18 protein-coding genes and 1 tRNA gene are annotated in these 18376 nt (G+C 71.3%); 10 read left to right on the top strand and 9 right to left on the bottom strand.

Going from position 1 to position 18376, the window contains the following annotated elements; genetic code table 11:
- Positions 1-146: 146 nt before the first annotated feature.
- Both ACFPLC_RS16030 and ACFPLC_RS16025 read right to left on the bottom strand, forming a co-directional pair.
- A tRNA-Lys gene (locus ACFPLC_RS16030) sits at positions 147-219 on the bottom strand.
- Between the two features lie 127 nt (positions 220-346).
- Entirely contained in the window at positions 347-1195 is an 849-nt protein-coding gene (locus ACFPLC_RS16025; RefSeq protein WP_378235835.1) for a COG1361 family protein, read from the bottom strand.
- 213 nt (positions 1196-1408) lie between these two features.
- On the opposite strand from ACFPLC_RS16025, the gene ACFPLC_RS16020 reads away from it, so the two are divergent.
- Positions 1409-1951 carry a DinB family protein gene (locus ACFPLC_RS16020; RefSeq protein ID WP_378208250.1) on the top strand — a complete coding sequence of 181 codons (543 nt, stop codon included), beginning with the start codon at positions 1409-1411 and terminating at the stop codon, positions 1949-1951.
- 4 nt (positions 1952-1955) lie between these two features.
- Here the strand turns inward: ACFPLC_RS16020 and ACFPLC_RS16015 are convergent, their stop codons facing one another.
- Positions 1956-2597: a TMEM175 family protein gene (locus ACFPLC_RS16015; protein WP_378208252.1), complete on the bottom strand. Its 642-nt coding sequence runs from the start codon at positions 2595-2597 to the stop codon at positions 1956-1958.
- 69 nt (positions 2598-2666) lie between these two features.
- On the opposite strand from ACFPLC_RS16015, the gene ACFPLC_RS16010 reads away from it, so the two are divergent.
- Together ACFPLC_RS16010 and ACFPLC_RS16005 are read left to right on the top strand one after the other, a co-directional pair.
- Entirely contained in the window at positions 2667-4202 is a 1536-nt protein-coding gene (locus ACFPLC_RS16010) for a class-II fumarase/aspartase family protein (protein WP_378235834.1), read from the top strand.
- 247 nt (positions 4203-4449) lie between these two features.
- Positions 4450-5454: an SCO0930 family lipoprotein gene (locus ACFPLC_RS16005; RefSeq protein ID WP_191312497.1), complete on the top strand. Its 1005-nt coding sequence runs from the start codon at positions 4450-4452 to the stop codon at positions 5452-5454.
- A gap of 15 nt (positions 5455-5469) precedes the next feature.
- Here the strand turns inward: ACFPLC_RS16005 and ACFPLC_RS16000 are convergent, their stop codons facing one another.
- Positions 5470-6162, bottom strand: coding sequence for a DUF4383 domain-containing protein (locus ACFPLC_RS16000; RefSeq protein ID WP_378197010.1), 693 nt, complete (start codon positions 6160-6162; stop codon positions 5470-5472).
- A gap of 190 nt (positions 6163-6352) precedes the next feature.
- On the opposite strand from ACFPLC_RS16000, the gene ACFPLC_RS15995 reads away from it, so the two are divergent.
- Positions 6353-7213: a serine hydrolase gene (locus ACFPLC_RS15995; RefSeq protein WP_378197013.1), complete on the top strand. Its 861-nt coding sequence runs from the start codon at positions 6353-6355 to the stop codon at positions 7211-7213.
- A gap of 9 nt (positions 7214-7222) precedes the next feature.
- Here the strand turns inward: ACFPLC_RS15995 and ACFPLC_RS15990 are convergent, their stop codons facing one another.
- Positions 7223-8431 (bottom strand): alpha/beta hydrolase, encoded by a 1209-nt coding sequence (locus tag ACFPLC_RS15990; RefSeq protein ID WP_378197016.1) that lies wholly within the window; start codon positions 8429-8431, stop codon positions 7223-7225.
- Positions 8432-8575: 144 nt separating this feature from the next.
- Positions 8576-9538: an alpha/beta hydrolase gene (locus ACFPLC_RS15985; protein ID WP_378197019.1), complete on the bottom strand. Its 963-nt coding sequence runs from the start codon at positions 9536-9538 to the stop codon at positions 8576-8578.
- A gap of 153 nt (positions 9539-9691) precedes the next feature.
- On the opposite strand from ACFPLC_RS15985, the gene ACFPLC_RS15980 reads away from it, so the two are divergent.
- Positions 9692-10141 carry a MarR family winged helix-turn-helix transcriptional regulator gene (locus tag ACFPLC_RS15980; RefSeq protein WP_191312508.1) on the top strand — a complete coding sequence of 150 codons (450 nt, stop codon included), beginning with the start codon at positions 9692-9694 and terminating at the stop codon, positions 10139-10141.
- A 37-nt stretch (positions 10142-10178) separates the two neighbouring features.
- Entirely contained in the window at positions 10179-11021 is an 843-nt protein-coding gene (locus ACFPLC_RS15975) for an SAM-dependent methyltransferase (protein ID WP_378197022.1), read from the top strand.
- On the opposite strand, the gene ACFPLC_RS15970 is transcribed toward ACFPLC_RS15975, so the two are convergent.
- On the bottom strand, positions 11018-11956 hold the full coding sequence (locus tag ACFPLC_RS15970) for a patatin-like phospholipase family protein (protein WP_378197025.1): 939 nt from the start codon (positions 11954-11956) through the stop codon (positions 11018-11020). The genes ACFPLC_RS15975 and ACFPLC_RS15970 overlap by 4 nt on opposite strands.
- A 104-nt stretch (positions 11957-12060) precedes the next feature.
- Here ACFPLC_RS15970 and ACFPLC_RS15965 point away from each other — a divergent pair, with 104 nt between their 5' ends.
- From ACFPLC_RS15965 to ACFPLC_RS15955, 3 genes are read left to right on the top strand one after another with little or no spacing between them, the layout of a single operon-like run.
- Complete coding sequence (locus ACFPLC_RS15965; RefSeq protein WP_378197028.1) at positions 12061-12603, top strand: PadR family transcriptional regulator; 543 nt, start codon at positions 12061-12063, stop codon at positions 12601-12603.
- Complete coding sequence (locus ACFPLC_RS15960) at positions 12603-14615, top strand: FAD-dependent oxidoreductase (protein WP_378197031.1); 2013 nt, start codon at positions 12603-12605, stop codon at positions 14613-14615. The genes ACFPLC_RS15965 and ACFPLC_RS15960 overlap by 1 nt, the downstream gene beginning before the upstream one ends.
- A 50-nt stretch (positions 14616-14665) precedes the next feature.
- A complete protein-coding gene (locus tag ACFPLC_RS15955; RefSeq protein WP_378197437.1) occupies positions 14666-15619 on the top strand; it encodes a prephenate dehydrogenase in 954 nt (317 codons plus the stop codon).
- Here ACFPLC_RS15955 and ACFPLC_RS15950 read toward each other — a convergent pair whose 3' ends face one another.
- Together ACFPLC_RS15950 and ACFPLC_RS15945 are read right to left on the bottom strand one after the other, a co-directional pair.
- Positions 15620-15817: an antitoxin gene (locus ACFPLC_RS15950; RefSeq protein WP_378197033.1), complete on the bottom strand. Its 198-nt coding sequence runs from the start codon at positions 15815-15817 to the stop codon at positions 15620-15622.
- A 23-nt stretch (positions 15818-15840) separates the two neighbouring features.
- A complete protein-coding gene (locus ACFPLC_RS15945) occupies positions 15841-17808 on the bottom strand; it encodes an FUSC family protein (RefSeq protein WP_378197035.1) in 1968 nt (655 codons plus the stop codon).
- 68 nt (positions 17809-17876) lie between these two features.
- Here ACFPLC_RS15945 and ACFPLC_RS15940 point away from each other — a divergent pair, with 68 nt between their 5' ends.
- Positions 17877-18326 (top strand): SRPBCC family protein, encoded by a 450-nt coding sequence (locus ACFPLC_RS15940; RefSeq protein ID WP_378197038.1) that lies wholly within the window; start codon positions 17877-17879, stop codon positions 18324-18326.
- The last annotated feature ends 50 nt before the right edge of the window (positions 18327-18376 follow it).

Here is an 18376-nt window from a genome sequence, read left to right as displayed (position 1 = left end):
GAACATCCCGTGCCGACGTGCACTGACGGGCCAACCCGTTCGCCGGAGCCTACGGCCGCGGACACACAACGGGCCACACAGATCCACCTGACCTGCAAAAAGATCGCCAAATCGAACGCTTCCGCAGGTCAGACGCATGATTGTAGTGGGCCGCCTGGGGCTCGAACCCAGAACCTACGGATTAAAAGTCCGCAGCTCTACCAATTGAGCTAACGGCCCGCGCCCCCAGTTTAGCCAGGCCCCAGTTGGCCGCCTGCACGCCGGGTCCGGCTGAGGCCTCGGGAAAGGTCGAGACTGGCCCCGACACGAACGCGCGGGGCCCACCCGGACCCCGCGCGTCACGCCGTCAGCACTGGACGAACAGGCCCGTGTAAGCCGTGCACTTCTTCGACGCCTTGTCGTTGGCCGCCTGCGGGTCGGCTGGTGTGCTTGCCGCTCGCTGGGCCGTCGCTGTGAAGGTTCCCCATGCGAAGACGCCACCTTCCGACGTGAACTTCGCCGTGGCCGATGCGCCCGGGGCCAGGGTGCCGATTGCGCAGTTCAGGGTCGCGCCCGATCGGGTGCAGCCCGTCGTCGAGACGATCGTTCGGCCGGAGCCCGGGGTGGCTGTCACGCGGACGCCGGTCGCGGTGGCCGGGCCCGTGTTCGACACCTTGATCGCGTACTCCACGCGGGCGACCAGGCCGATGTGCGGGGTGGCGGTCAGCGCGACCTTGACGTCGGCCTCGTCCGGCGGGGCGATCGTGACGACCGGGCCGTCCTCCACGCCGAACGCGTAGTTGTCGCCGGCGAACTGGTGCTGGAGCGTGAACTGGCCGGGCGCCACGTCGTCCTTGACGCGCAGGGTGAACGTCACCGTCCGGCTCTCGCCCGCGCCCAGGTCACCGACGCCGCCGCGGAAGCTGCTGAGGTACGGCGCGCACGGCGCGATCGCTCCGGTGCAGGACACCAGGTCCACCACGTCGGCGATCGGCTTCTCCTTCACGTACAGCGCCGCCTTGGCGCCCGTGACCGTGAAGTCCGTCGGGTTGGTCAACTGCTCGGTGACCGTCACCGTGCTGCCCGCGCGCACGGTGGTCGCGCTGACGTCGATCGTGCTCGCGGGCGGGGCCGCGGACGCGACGACGGGCGACGCGCACAGGGCCGCGGTCGCCAGCGCGGCCAGCACAGCGGCTCTTCGTCCGGTTCGCTGCATATTCGTGATCTCCTGGTTCCGAACCGAGGGGTGCCGCTCCGACCGGTGAAACTGGCGTGCGCAGCAGGGGTGACGAAGATCAGATCGGCGCACCCCGAAATTCGTTACCGGGTTCGTCAAACCGTGCTTGAACTGGGGTTTTGCCCCGGTTGCCCGGTCACCGACCACGACCGGGCACCGAAAATTGTCGGACCCCCGTGGCACGCTCCGCGCATGACCGAACACACGACCCCGGTGGCCTCGCCACCTCGGCTGACCGCCCCCAGAACCGACCCGGCGCCGGTCGCCGACGAGCGCCAGGCGCTCACCGAGAGCCTCGACTACTACCGGCGCACCTTTGAGCTGAAGTGCGCCGGCCTGAACCCCGCGCAGCTGTCCGAACGCTCGGTACCACCGTCCACATTGACCCTGCACGGCCTGGTGCGGCACCTCACCGGCTGCGAACGCTGGTGGTTCCGGATCCAGTTCACCGGCGAGGACATCCCGAACCTCTACTACTCCGACGACGACCCGGAGCAGGACTTCACCGACCTGGGCGGCGACGTCGACGAGGCGTTTTCGTTGTGGCACGCGGAATGTGCGCGCTCGCGCGAGATCGTCGCGGCCGGCTCGCTGGACCAGACCGGCACCCGGCGCAGCACCGGCGAACCGTTCACCCTGCGCTGGCTGATGCTGCGGATGATCGGCGAGTACGCGCGCCACATCGGCCAGGCCGACTTGATCCGCGAACGGATCGACGGGGCAACCGGCGAGTGACGGCTCAGGCAGCTGCCTTCCGGCGGCGGAAGTGGGATTGGAGGTTGACGACGAACGGCACGACGATCCAGCACGCGTAGGCCCAGTGCGTGAAGAAGGCGACCGGGATCGAGACGGCGAAGCCGGCGATCATCGCGCCGATCCCGCGGTAGACCGCGCCGAAGAGCTCCGGCGGGGTGTCCGCGCGGTAGAGGCGGTTCCGCTGGACTTGCCAGGCCATGAGGAGGAACAGCGTCAACGCGACCACCTGCACGAGGGCGTAGAAGACGAAGCGGAACTCGAACGCTTCGTCTTCGGCGATCACCTTCGTGGCGAACGGCATGATCACCTGCATCAGGAGCCAGCCGAAGGTGAGGCGGGCCAGCCCGCCGCCGAGCGTGGTGACGTAGTTGAACAGGCGGTGGTGGGCGCGCCAGTGCCCGCCGATGACGATGAAGCTGATCAGGAAGGAGACGTATTCGGACTGGTGATGACCGAGTGACCGCAGCAGTTCGGCGCTGGTGGCGCCCTCCGGCAGCGGCAGCTCGAGTGCGAGCAGCGTGATCGCGATGGCGACGACGGCGTCCGAGAAGAAGGTCAGCCGCTCGGCGGCGATTGCCCGGGATTCGGAGCCGGCGGTGTCCTCGGTGGACGGGGCGCTGGTCATGGCGGATGAGCGTGCCAGACGCCGGTCGTGCGGCCGTCGCCGAGGTGGGCCGCGTGCGATGCTGAGGCCATGACCGTCGACCCCGATTCGGGACTCCTGTCCCCGGTGCGGGCCGGTACGCCGGCCGAAGCCTCGACCGGAGACGAGGCCTGGTTGCGCGCGATGCTCGACGCCGAAGCGGCCCTCGCGAGAGCGCAGGCCCGGCTCGGGACGGTGCCGCCGGAGGCCGCGGAGGCGATCACGGAGGCCGCGGGCAAGGCGCGGATCGACGTCGCCGAGCTGGCGCGCGGGTCGCGGGCGACCGCGAACCCGGTCGTCGGCCTGGTGAAGGCGCTGACGTCGGCCGTCGGCGAGCTCGCGCCCGGTGCCGCCGAGTACGTGCACCGCGGCTCGACCAGCCAGGACATCTTCGACACCGCGATGATGCTGGTCGCCGACCGGACGCTGCGGCCGCTCGCCGCCGACCTCGACGCCACGGCCGAGGCCCTGACCGGGCTGGCCCGTGCGCACCGGGACACGACCATGGCCGGGCGGACGCTGACGGCCCACGCGGTGCCGACGACGTTCGGGCTGAAGGTCGCGGGCTGGCGGCAGCTGGTGCTGGACGCGGCCGTCCGCATCCGCCGCGTGCTCGACGGCGGCCTGCCGGTCTCGCTGGGCGGCGCGGCCGGAACGCTGGCGGCGTACGTCGAGTACGCGCGCCTGGCCGACGAGCCGGCGACGGGCCGGGGCGGCGGGGGCGGGGGCGGGGGCGGGGGCGGGGGCGGGGGCGGGGGCGGGGGCGGGGGCGGGGGCGATGCCAGCACACCCGCCGGTGTCCCCGGCAGGTCGGGGGCTACTCGCGACGCGGACGTCGGCGACTACGTGCAGCAGCTGACCGCCGCGTTCGCCGAGGAGACCGGGCTGGCCGCTCCGGTGCTTCCGTGGCACTCGATGCGGACGCCCGTCGCGGACCTCGCCGGTGCGCTCGCGTTCACCGCCGGGGCGCTGGGGAAGCTGGCCGTCGACGTCGAGACGCTCAGCCGGACCGAGCTGGGCGAAGTCGCCGAACCGGCCGCCGATGGGCGGGGTGGTTCCTCGGCGATGCCGCACAAGCGGAACCCGGTGCTCGCGACGCTGATCCGGTCGGCCGCGCTGCAGGTGCCCGTGCTGGCCGCGGGGGTCACCCAGGCGATGCTCGCCGAAGACGAACGGTCGGCCGGGGTCTGGCACGCCGAGTGGCAGCTGATCCGCGAGTGCCTGCGGCTGACCGGCGGCGCCGCGCACACCGCCGCCGAGCTGGCGCGCGGGCTCAGCGCGGAGCCCGGGCGGATGCGGGCGAACCTGGCGTCGACGCACGGGCTGATCGTCTCCGAACGGCTCTCCGCGGTCCTGGCGCCGCTGCTCGGCAAGGCGACGGCCAAGGAGCTGCTGGGCGAGGCGTCCCGGCGGGCGGTGCGCGAAGACCGGCCGCTCCGGGACGTCCTGGACGAGCTGCCCGCCGTCACCGACGTGCTGACGCCGGCCGCGCTGGACGAGCTGCTCGACCCCGCCGGCTACACCGGCGCGGCGGGCGCCCTGGTCGACCGCGCCCTCGGCGGCAGCGAGCCGCGCGGTTCGGACTGACGGCCGAGCTCCGGGGGACTGACCGAGAGCTCGGGCAAGTCGCGAGCGGCTCTCCAGCCCGGCTGGCTGCGGCGAGCCGATGCCTGGCGAGGGCAACCAGGGAGGAGTCCCCCCGTCTCGGCTGGCCCGGGCGGTCGCCGACCCCCGGGAAAATTCTTTGAACCGCCTTCGCCGAGTGTCCGTGTAGTGGGTATCAGGCAGCCGCACCGAGCGGCGGGAAACCCCAACGGACACAAGGAGAACTTCCATGCTTCGCACGCGCATCGCCGTCTCCGTCGCCGCGGCGGCAGCCGGGCTGGCAGTGCTCACCGCTTGCTCGGGTGTCGAGACTGCCCAGCCGGTTGTCGCTCCTGCGGCGGCGGGTGGTACCGGGGGCGGCCAGGCCGCCAACAACGGCCAGGTGGGCAACGCCGCTCCGGCGTCGAACGAAAGCAAACTGGTCGTCGCGGATGTTGCCGATGTCGGGCAGGTGCTCACCGACCAGAACGGCATGACCCTCTACCGGTTCGACAAGGACACCGCGAAGCCGCCGAAGTCGAACTGCGACGGTGACTGCGCGAAGGCGTGGCCGCCGATGCTGGCCACCGGGGACGTCCAAGTACAGGGCGTCGACAAGAACATGGTCGGCAAGGTGACCCGCTCCGACGGGACCGAGCAGATCACCGTCGGCGGGTGGGCGCTCTACCGCTACGCCAAGGACACCAAGCCCGGCGACGCGACCGGCCAGGGCGTCGGTGGCGCCTGGTACGCGGCGAACGCCAAGGGCGGGAAGGCCGGGCAGGCCGCGGCGGCCGGCTCCGAAGCCGGTGGCGTCAAGCTCAGCGCCAGCAAGATCGACGGCCTCGGCGAGGCGATCACCGACCAGAACGGGATGACGCTCTACCTGTTCCAGAAGGACACGAAGAAGAAGGCTTCCGCCTGCAACGGCGACTGCGCCAAGACGTGGCCGCCGGTGCTCTCCAACGGCAAGGTCGAGCTGCAGGGCATCGACTCGAAGCTGCTCGGCAGCATCAAGCGGCAGGACGGCAGCGAGCAGGTGACCATCGGCGGCTGGCCCGTCTACACCTTCTCGAAGGACACCAAGCCGGGTGACGCGAACGGTCAGGGTGTCAACGGCACCTGGTTCGTGATCGAGCCCGCCGGCTGCAAGCTCGGCAGCAACCCGAACACCGCCGCCGGCCAGCAGCAGGCTCCTGCGGCCGACAGCGGTGCGGGCACCAGCACCTCCGGTTCCGGGGGCACCACCTACTGAACCACCCCGAACCTCCTAGTGGGCGAGGCCCGGCGGACGCTCTTCGCGAGTGACCTCCGGGCCTCGCCCCTTGTGGTCACGACGCAGGAACGACCGGCGGCGCGGCTCGTCGGTGACCCCGTCGGCGCGGTCGGTGACAGCGCGGTCGGTGACACCACGGTCGGCAACCGGGCGGTCGGTGACACCGCGATCGGCAACCGGCCGGTCGATGACCTCGGTGCGCTGCTCGGCGACGACCGGCTCCTCCTCGTCCTCGGGCAGCAGAATGGTGCGGCGGGCCGGCAGCACCGCGATCAGCAGGCCGAGCGCGGCGACGCCGAGGTGCAGCCACGTGTCGGCGGGCTCGAGGTCCATCGGGTTGCCGGCGTTGGCGAACGGGTTGGTCGAAATGAGGCCGTCGATCATCAGGCCCCACACGAACAGCAGGCCGTAGCCGATGAACAGCAGCCAGCCGAACGTCCGCGCGCGGCCCGAGCCGAACGCGAGCAGCAGGCCGAGGACACCGGTCACGACCCGGACCAGGCTCATCAGCGGGTTGGCGGAAAACCGCCAGAACCCGGCGTCGTGGTGCCCGGCGAAGTTGCCGAAGCCGGTCCTTGAGAATCCGATGATGCCGACGACGAGGAACGCGATCCCGGCCAGTCCGGCCAGCACCTGCGCCGGCTGCAGGCCGCGGACCCGGATGCGGGCGCCTTTCGCGTGAACCATGACTCCAGTCCTTCCCAGGGGGTGGTGACGACCGTCACCGCGCTGGGGTACCCCGTGACCACGGTGAGCGAAACGATGGTGCTTGCCCGCAGGGCCCGGAAGCGTTCCCGGATCGGGCCCGGATCGAGAGCTATCCCACAACCAGGCCCGTTCCGGCGAACAGCGCGCGGCCTTTCCGGCAATCCAGGGCATGCGCAAGCTGAGCGGCATCTTCCTGGTGGGGCTGTGCCTGGGGGCGATCGGCGCGGTGGTGGTGACGGCGAGGCACAGCACCGCCGCCGCGCCGCAGCCGATCGCGGTCACCGAAGTCGTCACGACGACGTCCGCGACGCTGACGCCGACGCCGACCCCCGAAGCACCGGCGACGCCGACGCCCACGCCCAAAGTGGATTCCGCCCCGGTGACCGCCGCCGCGCTGGACAAGATCCTGCGCGAAGGCACCGTCAGCGCCGTCGTGTTCGACCGGGAGCGCGCCGCGACGACGGTGTCCGTGCGCGCGGACCGCGGCTACACCTCCGCGTCGGTCGTGAAGCTGCTGATCGCGCTTTCCGTGCTCGACCAGGGCGGCCCGGTGGCCGACGTGCAGCGGATGCTCGCCCGCAGCGACGACGACCTCGCGAGCCGGTTCTGGTCGGCCTACGGCGGTCCGGCGATCGTCACGCGCTGGGCCAAGAAGCTGGGCCTCACCGGCACCCGGCCGCCCGAGGACTCCGGCCGCTGGGGCGACACGCGCATCACCGCCGCCGACGTCGTGAAGATCTACCAGTACCTGCTGGACCGCAAGGTGAACGCGATCCTGAAGGCGCTGGGCGACGCGACCGAGCGTGGGTCCGACGGGTTCCGGCAGTACTTCGGTATCCCGGACGCCGCCGGCGGGCAGGAATGGATGGTGAAGCAGGGCTGGTCGTGCTGCCGCCCGACGCGGATGCTGCACACCTCGGGCGTGGTCGGTCACTTCATCGTGGTGGTGCTGACCGAGCACCCCGCCAAGGTCGACTACACGACCGGCTCGAAGCGCGTCACGGACATCGTCTCGGCGCTGCTCCGCTGAGCCGCGGGGTCACTGCTCCAGGTCCGCCAGCGCGCCCGCCGCGCCCGACCGGGGCAGCGGCCACGGCTGCACCCCGCCGGTGGTCTCGACCTGCCGGCCCACCGTGGCGGGCGAAGTCGTGTGGGCGCCGATCCAGGTGAGGATCTCGGGGATCTGCGACTTGAAGGTGTTCATGTTGTGGCCCGCGTCCGGGACCTTCCACGACGAAAACCGCACCGGGGACCGGACGCCGGTGCGGATCAGCTCGGCCGCCGCGCCCTCGAACTTCTCGTTCTCGCCCCAGATGGCGAGGATGTCCACCGGGGACGGGTGGAGGCGGACGGTGATGCCGACGTTGTTGGCGTCGTCGACGTCGCGGCGGCCCTTGTAGAGGTCCTCGGTCTCGGCGTCCATCTGGGCGCGGTCGTAGCCGCTGACGCTGACGGCCTGTCCGTACCACTGCGGGTGGCGGGTCACCAGGTTCATCGCGCAGTAGCCGCCGGAGGACCAGCCGGCGAAGGTCCAGGCCTTCCGGTCCGCGGCCACGCCCAGCTTCTGCAGGGCCCACTCGCGCAGGTCCGCCGTCAGGTACGTGTCGTTCGCGGTGCCGTTGACCTCGTCGACGCACTCGGTGTCGTGCCCGATCTTCGGGACGCCGGTGGGGTCCGGCATGAGCACCACGACCGGCGGCAGCACGCGCTTGGCGATGGCCGCGTCGAGCTGTTCCGGCAGCTTGTACCCGTCGGTGACGACCTCGGGCCCGGACGGGTAGTTCGGGATCCACTCGATCGCCGGGAACCGGAGGTTCTTGTAGGCCGGGTCGAAGTGCTGCGGCGGGAGGTACACCGTGACATCGCGGGTGAGCTGGGTGCGCCGGCCGGTCACCTTCATGTGGACGACGGTTCCCTTGCCCTCCTTGGCGTGCGCCGCGCCCACCTCCCGGACGACTTCGAGGTTCTCGCCGTTCGCGCTCGTTTCGGCGTCGATGCTGTCGGCCGCGTAGACGCCGGTGCCGAGCAGCGATCCGAGCGTGGGGAAGAACCCGCCGATCATGTTGCCGGCCAGACCGGTGGTGACGACGATGGAGACGACCGCGCAGAGGATGGTCACGCTGCGCCACAGCAGTTTCCGCTTCCACCGCTCCCAGAACAACGGGATGGCGATGATCGCCAGCAGCGTGACCGCGACCACGATGCTCATCGTGATCGGCGAGTCGAGCCGGATACGGCTGAGGTGCATGGGGGACGGTCCTTCCGGGCGGGCGGGGATGCGCGCCCGGATCGCGGGAGTCGCGTACATATCACGTTTGAGCCCCACTGCACGTTGTCGATCTGTGAGGTCCGTCATAGGCCGGACGTGCAGTGGGGCTCAGCGTTTTCTCAACTACTTCGCCAAAGCCCGCGACAGCACGGTGACGGCCTGGGTGATCGCGGCCTCGGCGGCGTGCGTCTCGCGGAGCGCGTTCACCATCACGAAGTCGTGGATGATCCCCTGGTACCGGACGGCGGTGACGGGCACACCGGCCTGACGCAGCTTCGCCGCGTACGCCTCACCTTCGTCACGGAGCACGTCGGCTTCGCCGGTGATCACCAGGGCCGGCGGCAGCCCGGCGAGCTCGTCGAGCGACGCGCGCAGCGGCGACGCGGTGATTTCCGCGCGCTGCGCGGGATCCGTCGTGTACTGGTCCCAGAACCACTTCATGCCCTCGCGGCCGAGGAAGTAGCCCTCGGCGAACTCGTGGTACGACGCGGTGTCGAAGGACGCGTCGGTCACCGGGTAGAAGAGCACCTGCTGCTTGAAGGTGACGTCGCCGCGCTGCTTGGCCAGGATGGTCAGCGCCGCGGTCATGTTCCCGCCCACGGAGTCGCCGGCGATCGCGATGCGCGAAGTGTCGAGGCCCTTCTCGGCGCCGTTCTGCGCGACCCACTTCGCCACCGCGTAGTTCTCCTCGATGGCGATCGGGTAGCGCGCCTCGGGCGAGCGGCTGTACTCGGGGAAGACGACGGCCGCGCCGACGCCGGCGGCCAGCTCGCGCACCAGCCGCTCGTGGGTGTGGAAGTCACCGAACACCCAGCCGGCGCCGTGGATGTAGACGATCACCGGCAGCGGGCCGGAAACCCCGGCCGGGCGGACGATCCGCGTCTCGACGTCGCCGTTCGGGCCGCCCGGGACGGTCAGCACCTCGATCTCGGCGGCGGGCATGGCGATTTCGCCGTCCTGGACGCCGTCGACGGCCTTGCGGCCCTCCTCCGGCGGCAGCTGGAACAGGTACGGCGGCTGGTCGGTGGCCTCCGCGAACGCCTGCGCGGCCGGTTCGAGGGCCAGGTTGTGCGGGTTGGCGGTCATCTCGTCCTCCTCGGGGTGGAAGCTGGTGTCCCGAAGGTAGCTTGCAACTAAGTTGTGCACAACTATTTGGAAGGCAATGAGATGCAGCGCACTTGAGTTGCCGCCCAGGCGGATGGCGAGGACCATCGACGGGTACGAGAGAAGGAGGACGCCATGGCATCGCTGCGGCTGGACGATCAGCTCTGCTTCGGGCTGTACGCGGCGTCGCGCGCGGTGACGTCGCTGTACCGGGTCGTCCTGGAAGACCTCGACCTGACCTACCCGCAGTACCTGGTCATGCTGGCGCTCTGGGAAAAGGACCACCGCCTGGTGAAGGAGCTCGGCGCCGAGCTGAACCTCGATTCGGGCACGCTCTCGCCCCTGCTCAAGCGGCTGCAGGCGGCGGGACTGGTGGTCCGGAACCGGCAGGCCGACGACGAGCGTTCGGTCCGCATCAGCCTCACCGAAGACGGGAAGGCGCTGCACGAGAAGGCGCGCGGCATCCCGGACGTCATCGGCGCCGCGATGGACCTGGACGAAGCCGGGCTCGCCCGGATGCGCACCGAACTGGACCGGTTGACGGAGTCGGTCAACGCCTATCGGGAGGCGTTGTCGCCGGCGTGATCGTTCCCGTGGCAGCATGGGCCGCGAAGGGGTGGCCATGATCAACCACGACGACGCGCTCAAGGCCGTCGAAAGCAGTCTCGACCGGCCGTCGGCCGCGCGGATCTACGACTACTTCATCGGCGGGAACACCCACTACGCGATCGATCGCGACTTCGCCGAGAAGGTCCGCGCCCGGCTGCCGCTCATCGGCGAGTACTGCCTGACGAGCCGGCAGTTCCTGGGCCGCGCGGTCCGGCAGTGCGTCCGGGAAGGCATCCGGCAGTTCGTCGACGTCGGCTCCGGCCTGCCGACCGCGGGCAACGTGCACGAGGTCGCCGACGAGGTCCGGCCCGAGCTCGACACGCGGGTGCTCTACATCGACAACGAGCCGATCGCGCTGGCCCACTCGACGCTGCTGCTCGCCGACACCGCCGACCCCGAGCGCCACCACGCCATCGCCGCGGACTTCCTGCAGCCGGACGACCTCTGGGAGCGGGTCAAGGCGTCGGACATCATCGACACGCAGCAGCCTCTCGCCCTGGTGATCAACGCGGTCATGCACTTCGTCAAGGACGAGCAGGACCCGGACCGGCTGCTCGAGTTCTACCGCGAACGCGTGGCCCCCGGCTCGTTGCTGGTGCTCTCGCAGATGACCAACGAGAACCCGGTGAACGAAGACGAGCGGCAGGCGCTGCTCGACCTGCTCGAGTACTACGAAAGCACGACGAACCCGGGTTTCCTGCGGACGATGGCCGAGTTCGAACGCTTCTTCGGCGGCTGGCCGATGCTGGAGCCGGGCCTCGTCTACGCCCCGGCGTGGCACCCCGACGAGCACACCGTGTTCGCCGCCTCGCCGTCCGAGTCGCGGGTGATCGGCGGCGTCGCGCGCAAGCCCTAAGACGCTTCGCGCAGGCTGTCCAGCACGTCGAGGACAGCGCTCTTGCCCAGGTCGACGGCCTTGCGTAGCACCTCGGGATCGCGTTCGAGCACGGCCACGTCCGGCGCGCCGGCCGGCGGGCGGATGCTCAGGATGCGCGGGTCGGTCGCCAGCGTCTCTTCGTCCTCGACGTCCCGCCGGTAGGTGTCCTGCCAGGCCGGGATCGCCCCGGGAGCCTGGCGGCGCAGGAACCGCGGCACCACGACGTCGTGCACCCGCGGCGGCCGCACCGGCAGCTCGTCGGCGCGGCGGGTGCGCAGTACCAGGACATCCGTGGCGTTCTGCGCCAAGGCGGTGCGGTACGGGATCGGCTCGGCCACGCCGGCGTCGACGAACCGGCGGCCGGCCATCGGGATCGGCGGCCCGGCCAGCACGGGCATGCACGAGGACGCGGCGAGCGCGACCTTGATCGCGTCGACGTCGGCCAGAAAGGGGTGCAGGTCGGTGGACTCGCCGGTGTCGGCGTCGGTGGCCAGCGGGTGGAAGGTGACCGGGTTGGCCAGGATGGCCGGGAAGTCCATCGGCTCCAGCACCGAATAGACCTGGTGGACGAGGTATTCGAGGTCGATCACCGCGCGGCCGCGCAGGGTGTGCAGCGGGTTGATGATCCGGCGCATGACGACCGGGTTCCACCAGGTCCGGACGCCGGTCGAGGAGCGGCCGCAGAGCAGCCAGGCGCCGTTCAGCGCGCCCGCCGACGAGCCGTAGACGGCGTCGAACGCCGGTGTCACGCCGAGTTCGTCCAGGGCCAGCACCATGCCGCTGGAGTACGTACCGCGGCTGCTGCCGCCCTCGATGGCGAGCGCGAGACGCCGGCCGTCCGTGCGTTCGCCCGGGACACTGCCCGCCGCCATCCGTTCGGAGATCAGTTCGAGTACCGGGTGCACTCCTCCCATCCTGGTCTTTTCGATCGATTAGTCGACCCGATTTGCCCCATCCAGGGGGGTGAAGTGATACGCGCCTCGTTGCACTGCAACTCGTTGCATAGCACCCTTCGACCATGGCACTGGAGCACGCGATCCTCGTCTCGCTGTCCGAGCGCGCCGGTTCGGGCTATGAGCTGACGCGCCGGTTCGAGAAGTCGATCGGGCTCTTCTGGAGCGCCACCCACCAGCAGATCTACCGCGTGCTGAAGCGGATGGAAGAGGCCGGCTGGGTCGCTGTCGACGTCGTCGCGCAGTCGGGCCGCCCGGACAAGAAGGTCTACACGGTCAGCGACGGCGGCCGCGCCGAACTCGTCCGCTGGCTCGCCGAGCCCGACCCGTCCGCCGGGCCGGTCGAGCTGGCCGTGAAGATCCGCGGCGCGACCTTCGGCGACCCGGCGCAGGTCGCCGAGGAGATCGTCCGGCACCGCGCGAAGCACGCCGAACGCCTCGACGTCTACCGCCAGATCGAAAAGCGCGACTTCCCCGCACCGGCCGCGCTGACCGGCCAAGACCTGCACCAGTACCTGGTCCTCCGCGGCGGCATCCGCGTCGAAGAGGGCCAGGTCGAGTGGTTCGACGAAGTCCTCGCCGCCCTCCACCACCCCAAGGACGCCTGATGAGCCCGTACCCGAACCTGCTCTCGCCGTTGGACCTCGGCTTCACGACGCTGCGCAACCGCGTCCTGATGGGCTCGATGCACACCGGGCTCGAGGACAAGGCCGCGCACTTCCCCGCGCTGGCCGAGTACTACGTCGAACGCGCCCGCGGTGGCGTCGGGCTGATCGTCACCGGCGGGTTCGCGCCGAACCGCACCGGCTGGCTGCTGCCGCTCGCCTCCAAGCTGACGACGTCCGCGGAAGCGAAGGAGCACCGGCAGCTCACCGCACCGGTGCACGAGGCGGGCGGCAAGATCGCGCTGCAGATCCTGCACGCGGGCCGGTACGCCTACCACCCGCTGAGCGTTTCGGCGTCGAGCATCAAGGCGCCGATCAACCCGTTCCGGCCGCGCGCGCTGACCGGCTACGGCGTGCGTCAGCAGATCCGCGCCTTCGCCGACTGCGCCGCTCTCGCACGCGAAGCGGGTTACGACGGCGTCGAGATCATGGGCTCCGAGGGCTACCTGATCAACCAGTTCCTGGCCGAGCGCACCAACAAGCGCACCGACGCGTGGGGCGGGACGCCGGAGAAGCGCCGCCGGTTCGCCGTCGAAATCGTCAAGCGCACCAGGGAAAAGGTCGGCGACGACTTCATCATCGTCTACCGGCTCTCGATGCTCGACCTCGTCGCGGGCGGCCAGCGCTGGGAAGACGTCGTCGCGCTCGCCCAGGAGGTCGAGGCCGCCGGCGCCACGATCATCGACACCGGCATCGGCTGGCACGAGGCCCGGGTGCCGACGATCGTCACGTCCGTGCCGCGGGCGGCGTTCACCTGGGTGACCGGGAAGCTCAAGCCGCACGTGGGCATCCCGGTCGTGACCTCGAACCGGATCAACATGCCGCAGGTCGCCGAAGAAGCGCTGAGCAGCGGCGACGCCGACCTCGTGTCGATGGCCCGGCCGTTCCTCGCCGATCCCGAGTGGATCCGGAAGGCCGAGAGCGGCCGCGAGGACGAGATCAACACCTGCATCGCGTGCAACCAGGCCTGCCTCGACCACGCCTTCAAGCGCAAGCTCGTGTCCTGCATGGTGAATCCGCGCGCGGGCCACGAAACGACGTTGACGCTGTCGCCGACGCGGCGCTCGAAGCACGTCGCGGTGGTGGGCGCGGGTCCGGCGGGCCTCTCGGCGGCGACCGCGCTGGCCGAACGCGGGCACAGCGTCGAACTCTTCGAGGCCGACGACGAAATCGGCGGCCAGTTCGGCATCGCGCGGAAGATCCCCGGCAAGGAGGAGTTCGCCGAGACCATCCGGTACTACCAGCGCCGTCTCGAAGTGACCGGCGTGAAGCTGCACCTCGGGAAGCGCGTGACGGCGGCCGACCTGACCGGCTTCGACGAGGTCGTGCTGGCCACCGGGGTCGCGCCGCGGGTGCCGTCGCTGCCCGGGATCGAGCACCCCAAGGTGCTGTCCTACGTCGACGTCGTCAAGCACGGCAAGCCGGTCGGCGAGCGGGTCGCGGTGATCGGGGCCGGCGGCATCGGCGTCGACGTCAGCGAATTCCTCACGCACACGGCGTCTCCGGCGCTCGATCGGGCCGCGTGGATGGTCGAATGGGGTGTCACCGACCCGGAACAGGCGGCGGGCGGCCTCGGCACGCCGCAGCCCGAGCCGTCGCCGCGGCAGGTGTTCCTGTTGCAGCGCAAGAAGTCCGGAATCGGTTCCGGGCTCGGCAAGACGTCCGGCTGGGTGCACCGGGCGGCGCTCAAGGCCAAGCGCGTCGAGCAGTTGCCCGGCGTCACCTACGAGCGGATCGACGACGACGGCCTGCACATCACCGTCGACGGCGAGCCGCGAGTGCTCGACGTCGACACGGTGGTCGTCTGCGCGGGTCAGGAACCGGTGCGGGACCTCGCCGACGACCTGCGCACGGCCGGGCTGCCGGTGCACCTGATCGGCGGCGCCGACGTGGCCGCGGAACTCGACGCGAAACGCGCGATCGACCAGGGGACGCGGCTCGCCGCCGCGCTGTAGCCCGTAACCAGTCCGGCACTGGCAGGATGGGCCCCGTGCGAGACGTATGCGTGATCGGGCTCGGGCTCATCGGCGGGTCACTGCTGCGCGCGGCGGCCGCCAGCGGCCGCACGGCGTGGGGTGCCGCGGTCTCCGAAGTGGACGCCGACGCGGCGAGCAGAGCGGGCTTCGACGTCACGACCGATGTCGAAGCGGCCCTGCACCGGGCCGCGGCCGAGGACGCGATGGTCGTGCTCGCCGTGCCGCTGCCGGCCGTCGAAGACCTGCTGCGGCTGGTCAACCAGCACGCGTCGCACTGCCTGCTCACCGACGTGACCAGCGTGAAAGCGCCGGTACTGGACGCGGTCCGCCGCCGTGTGCCGTACACGCGGTACGTCGGGGGGCACCCGATGGCGGGGACGTCGAAGTCCGGCTGGCTCGCCGGGGACGCTTCGCTGTTCCAAGGCGCCGCGTGGGTGGTCGCCGTCGAAGAGGACACCGATCTCGAAGCCTGGGCCGAGGTCGCGAAGCTCGTGCTGGACGTCGGGGCGCACGTCGTCCCGCTGCCCGCGGAGTCGCACGACGAGGCCGTCGCCCGGATCTCGCACCTGCCGCACCTGCTGGCGGCGATCCTGGCCACGATCGGCGCCGAGGGTGGCCCGCTGGCGATGTCGCTCGCCGCCGGGTCCTACCGCGACGGCACGCGCGTCGCCGGCTCGAACCCGCAGCTCGTCCGCGCGATGACCGAAGGCAACCGGGACGCGCTGCTGCCGATCGTCGACGAGGCACTCGGCCGGCTCGGCGCCGCCCGCGGTTCCCTGGCCTCGACCGGCGGCCTCGCGGCCACGATCAACGCCGGGTACGAAGGCGCGCAAGCGCTTGCCGCCAGCCTGGACGTCGAACGCGCGGGCGTCCGGATCAGCCTGGCCGCGCCGGACGCGCGGCAAGGCCTGATCGCCCTCGGGGAACGCGGCGGCCGGATCACCGGCCTGTCGGACGGGATCGCGACCGGCGAGGTCCAGTGACTACCGGTCCGGCGTGTCGTCGAACTTGTTGAGGAAGTCCTTCGCCTTCTCGACACCGGTGTCGATCTGGCTGTCGTGGCCGGCGAACTTCGACTTCGCGAAGCCGGCGGCCTTGTCGAGGCCTTCCTCGATCTTGTCGTTGTGCTCGCGCAGGGCCTCTTCGGCCTTGCCCTTCAACGCTTCGAAGTCGATTCCCATGGGTGCATTGAACCGCACGATCTTCAGGTGCGCCGGTGGTAGGGCAGGAACCGCCGGACGAGCCCCAGCGGTGCTCGTTCGGCCAGGTCCGGGCCGCGGACGGCGTCGAACGCCGACTCCAGCTGGTCGACCACGCCGGACAGCTGCTCCGCGTCCGGCAGCGGCATCGACCGCGGCTCCCGCTGCTCCCGGACGGCCGCGGCCAGCTCCCCCAGCGCGGCCGTCAGCAGCTCGACGTCGGCCGGGTCCGGCGGCGGCACGCCCCGCCCGATGGTGACGCCGACCTCGGTGACGGCGTCCGCGACGCGCTCCTGCGCGGCGATCACCGGCCACCACGCCACCGCCTGGCGGCCGTGCGCGGACGGCTCGACGACGGCCTGCTGGAACGCCGTCCGCAGGTCGGCCAGGGCCCGGTACGCCCCGCGCCGGGCCCGCGACCGGGCCAGCCGCGCTTCCCCCGAGGAGGCCTCGACCAGCGCGTGCGAGACGTACTTCGCGACCGCGTGCAGGCCGTCGGCCAGCCGGCCACCCACCCGCGGGCGCCGGCTGCCGGGCCACAGCAGGTAGCCGAAGACGAGCACGATCACGCAGCCCAGCACGGTGTCGACCAGCCGCGCCAGCACCACGCTCCAGTTCCCGGTGTGGGCCAGGCCCATCTGCAGGATGATCAACGGCGTCACGAAGGCGCTCTGGATGCCGTAGTTGCGCACCTTCCCCACCGCGATGCCGCCGGCGAAGACCGCGCTGAGCCCGACCAGGACCCAGCCGTTCGCGCCGAGGCCGAGCACCGCGGCCCCGATCCCGACGCCGATGACCGTGCCGATCCCGCGCAGCACCGCGCGGCCGAACACGGACCCGAAGTCGGGCTTGAGCACGATCCCGACGGTCAGGGTGATCCAGTACGACCGCTCCAGCGGCACGAGCAGGCCGACGACCTCGGCGAGCGCGACGCACAGCGTCAGCCGCAGCGCGGCGATCCAGGTGAGCGGGCCGGAGGCGAGCGAGCCCGCCCACTCCCGCAGGCGGCGGTGCCACGGCGTCGGCTCCCGGCGCTTGCGGTCGTCGCCCTTGCCGATCCGGACGAGCCCCGCGTAGAGCGCGGCGAGGACCGGGTCGGGGTCGCCGGGCGGCACCGGCGGCGGGGGCGGCAGCGGCTGCCCGGCCAGCACCGCGGCGGACAGCGCGACGAAGTGGTCGATGACCTCCCGGCCCGGACGGCGGCCCGCGTTGACCATCGCCACCGACGCCTCGACGGCGGGTGTCGTCGCCGAGAGCAGGTTGAGCAGGTGCCGGTAGGCGGCGTCGCGGCCGGACAGCCAGGAACGCGCGGTCAGCAGCTGGTCGTAGGCGGTGTTCATCGCCGTGGTCAGCCGGTGGCGGGCCACCCGCGAGACGGCTTCGTCGGTCGCCGAGAGCATCGCGGCCAGCTCGACGTAGACGTGCGCGACGGCGGTGCGTTCGGGGCTGGTCGCCCGGACGGTCCAGGTGGCGAGCGCGACCAGGAGGCTCCAGGCGGCGCCCAGGCAGAAGTAACCGAAGAGGACCTCGACGCGGACGCCGGTCGCGTGCTGCCCGGTGGCGAGCACGCAGAACACGAGCATCTGCAGCCCGGCGACCGAGGCGTTGCTGCCGGCCGCGCTGATCACCGCGGACACCGCGGCGACCAGGACCACCGTGGGCACGGACAGCGCCGGGGTGCCGCCGGTGAGCAGCCCGGCGAGGTACCCCGCGGTCGCGGCGAGCGTCGCCCCGCCGAGCCGACGGGCGCGGTAGCGGTAGGGCCCGGCCGATTCGGACAGCACGGCGGGCAGCGCACCGGTCGAGATAAGCGCGCCCACGGCGATGTCCCCCGCCGCGTACGCGATCGCGAGCGGCACGGCCAGCGCGACCACGGCCCTGGCGACCATGTTCCACGGCACCGGCACCGGCGAGCTGCGCAGGAGCTGGACCAGCCAGTGCGGCGCGGCGAGGTCGGGGCGCGGCGTGCTCACCCCTTCATCTTGACCTACGCGCCCGGACGCGATTAATTATCAACCTGTCAACAACGCGGGAGGTACCGGTGGGTAGGAAGTACTCGTACGAGGTCAACCGCACGAGCACCGCGTCACCGGAGGCGTTGTTCGCACTGGAAGCGGACGGCCCGCGCTGGGCGGAGTGGGGAAAGCCACTGATCGTCCGGGCCCGCTGGGCGCGCCGGGGCACCGACTCCCCGGAGGGTGTCGGTGCGGTCCGCGAGGTCGGGATGTGGCCGGTGCTGATCCGCGAGGAGACGCTCGAGTACGAGCCCGGCCGCAAGCACGTCTACGCCTTCGCCGCCGGCAAGCCGCTCAAGGACTACCGCGCCGAAGTCCTCTTCACCCCGGCCGACGGCGGCGGCACGCACCTGCGGTGGACCGGCTCGTTCACCGAGCCGGTGCGCGGCACGGGCCCGGCACTGGCCGCGACGCTGCGGGCCGTGATCCAGCTGTTCTCCGCGAAGCTGGTCAAGGCGGCCGAAACCGGGCGCTGACCTGGGTGGCTCGGGCCACACAAGATCGCCCCGCGCAACGTTCCCCCACC

The organism is Amycolatopsis plumensis (genome assembly GCF_042652605.1).
Lineage (GTDB): Bacteria > Actinomycetota > Actinomycetes > Mycobacteriales > Pseudonocardiaceae > Amycolatopsis > Amycolatopsis plumensis.
This window is presented reverse-complemented; position numbering and strand designations above follow the sequence as displayed.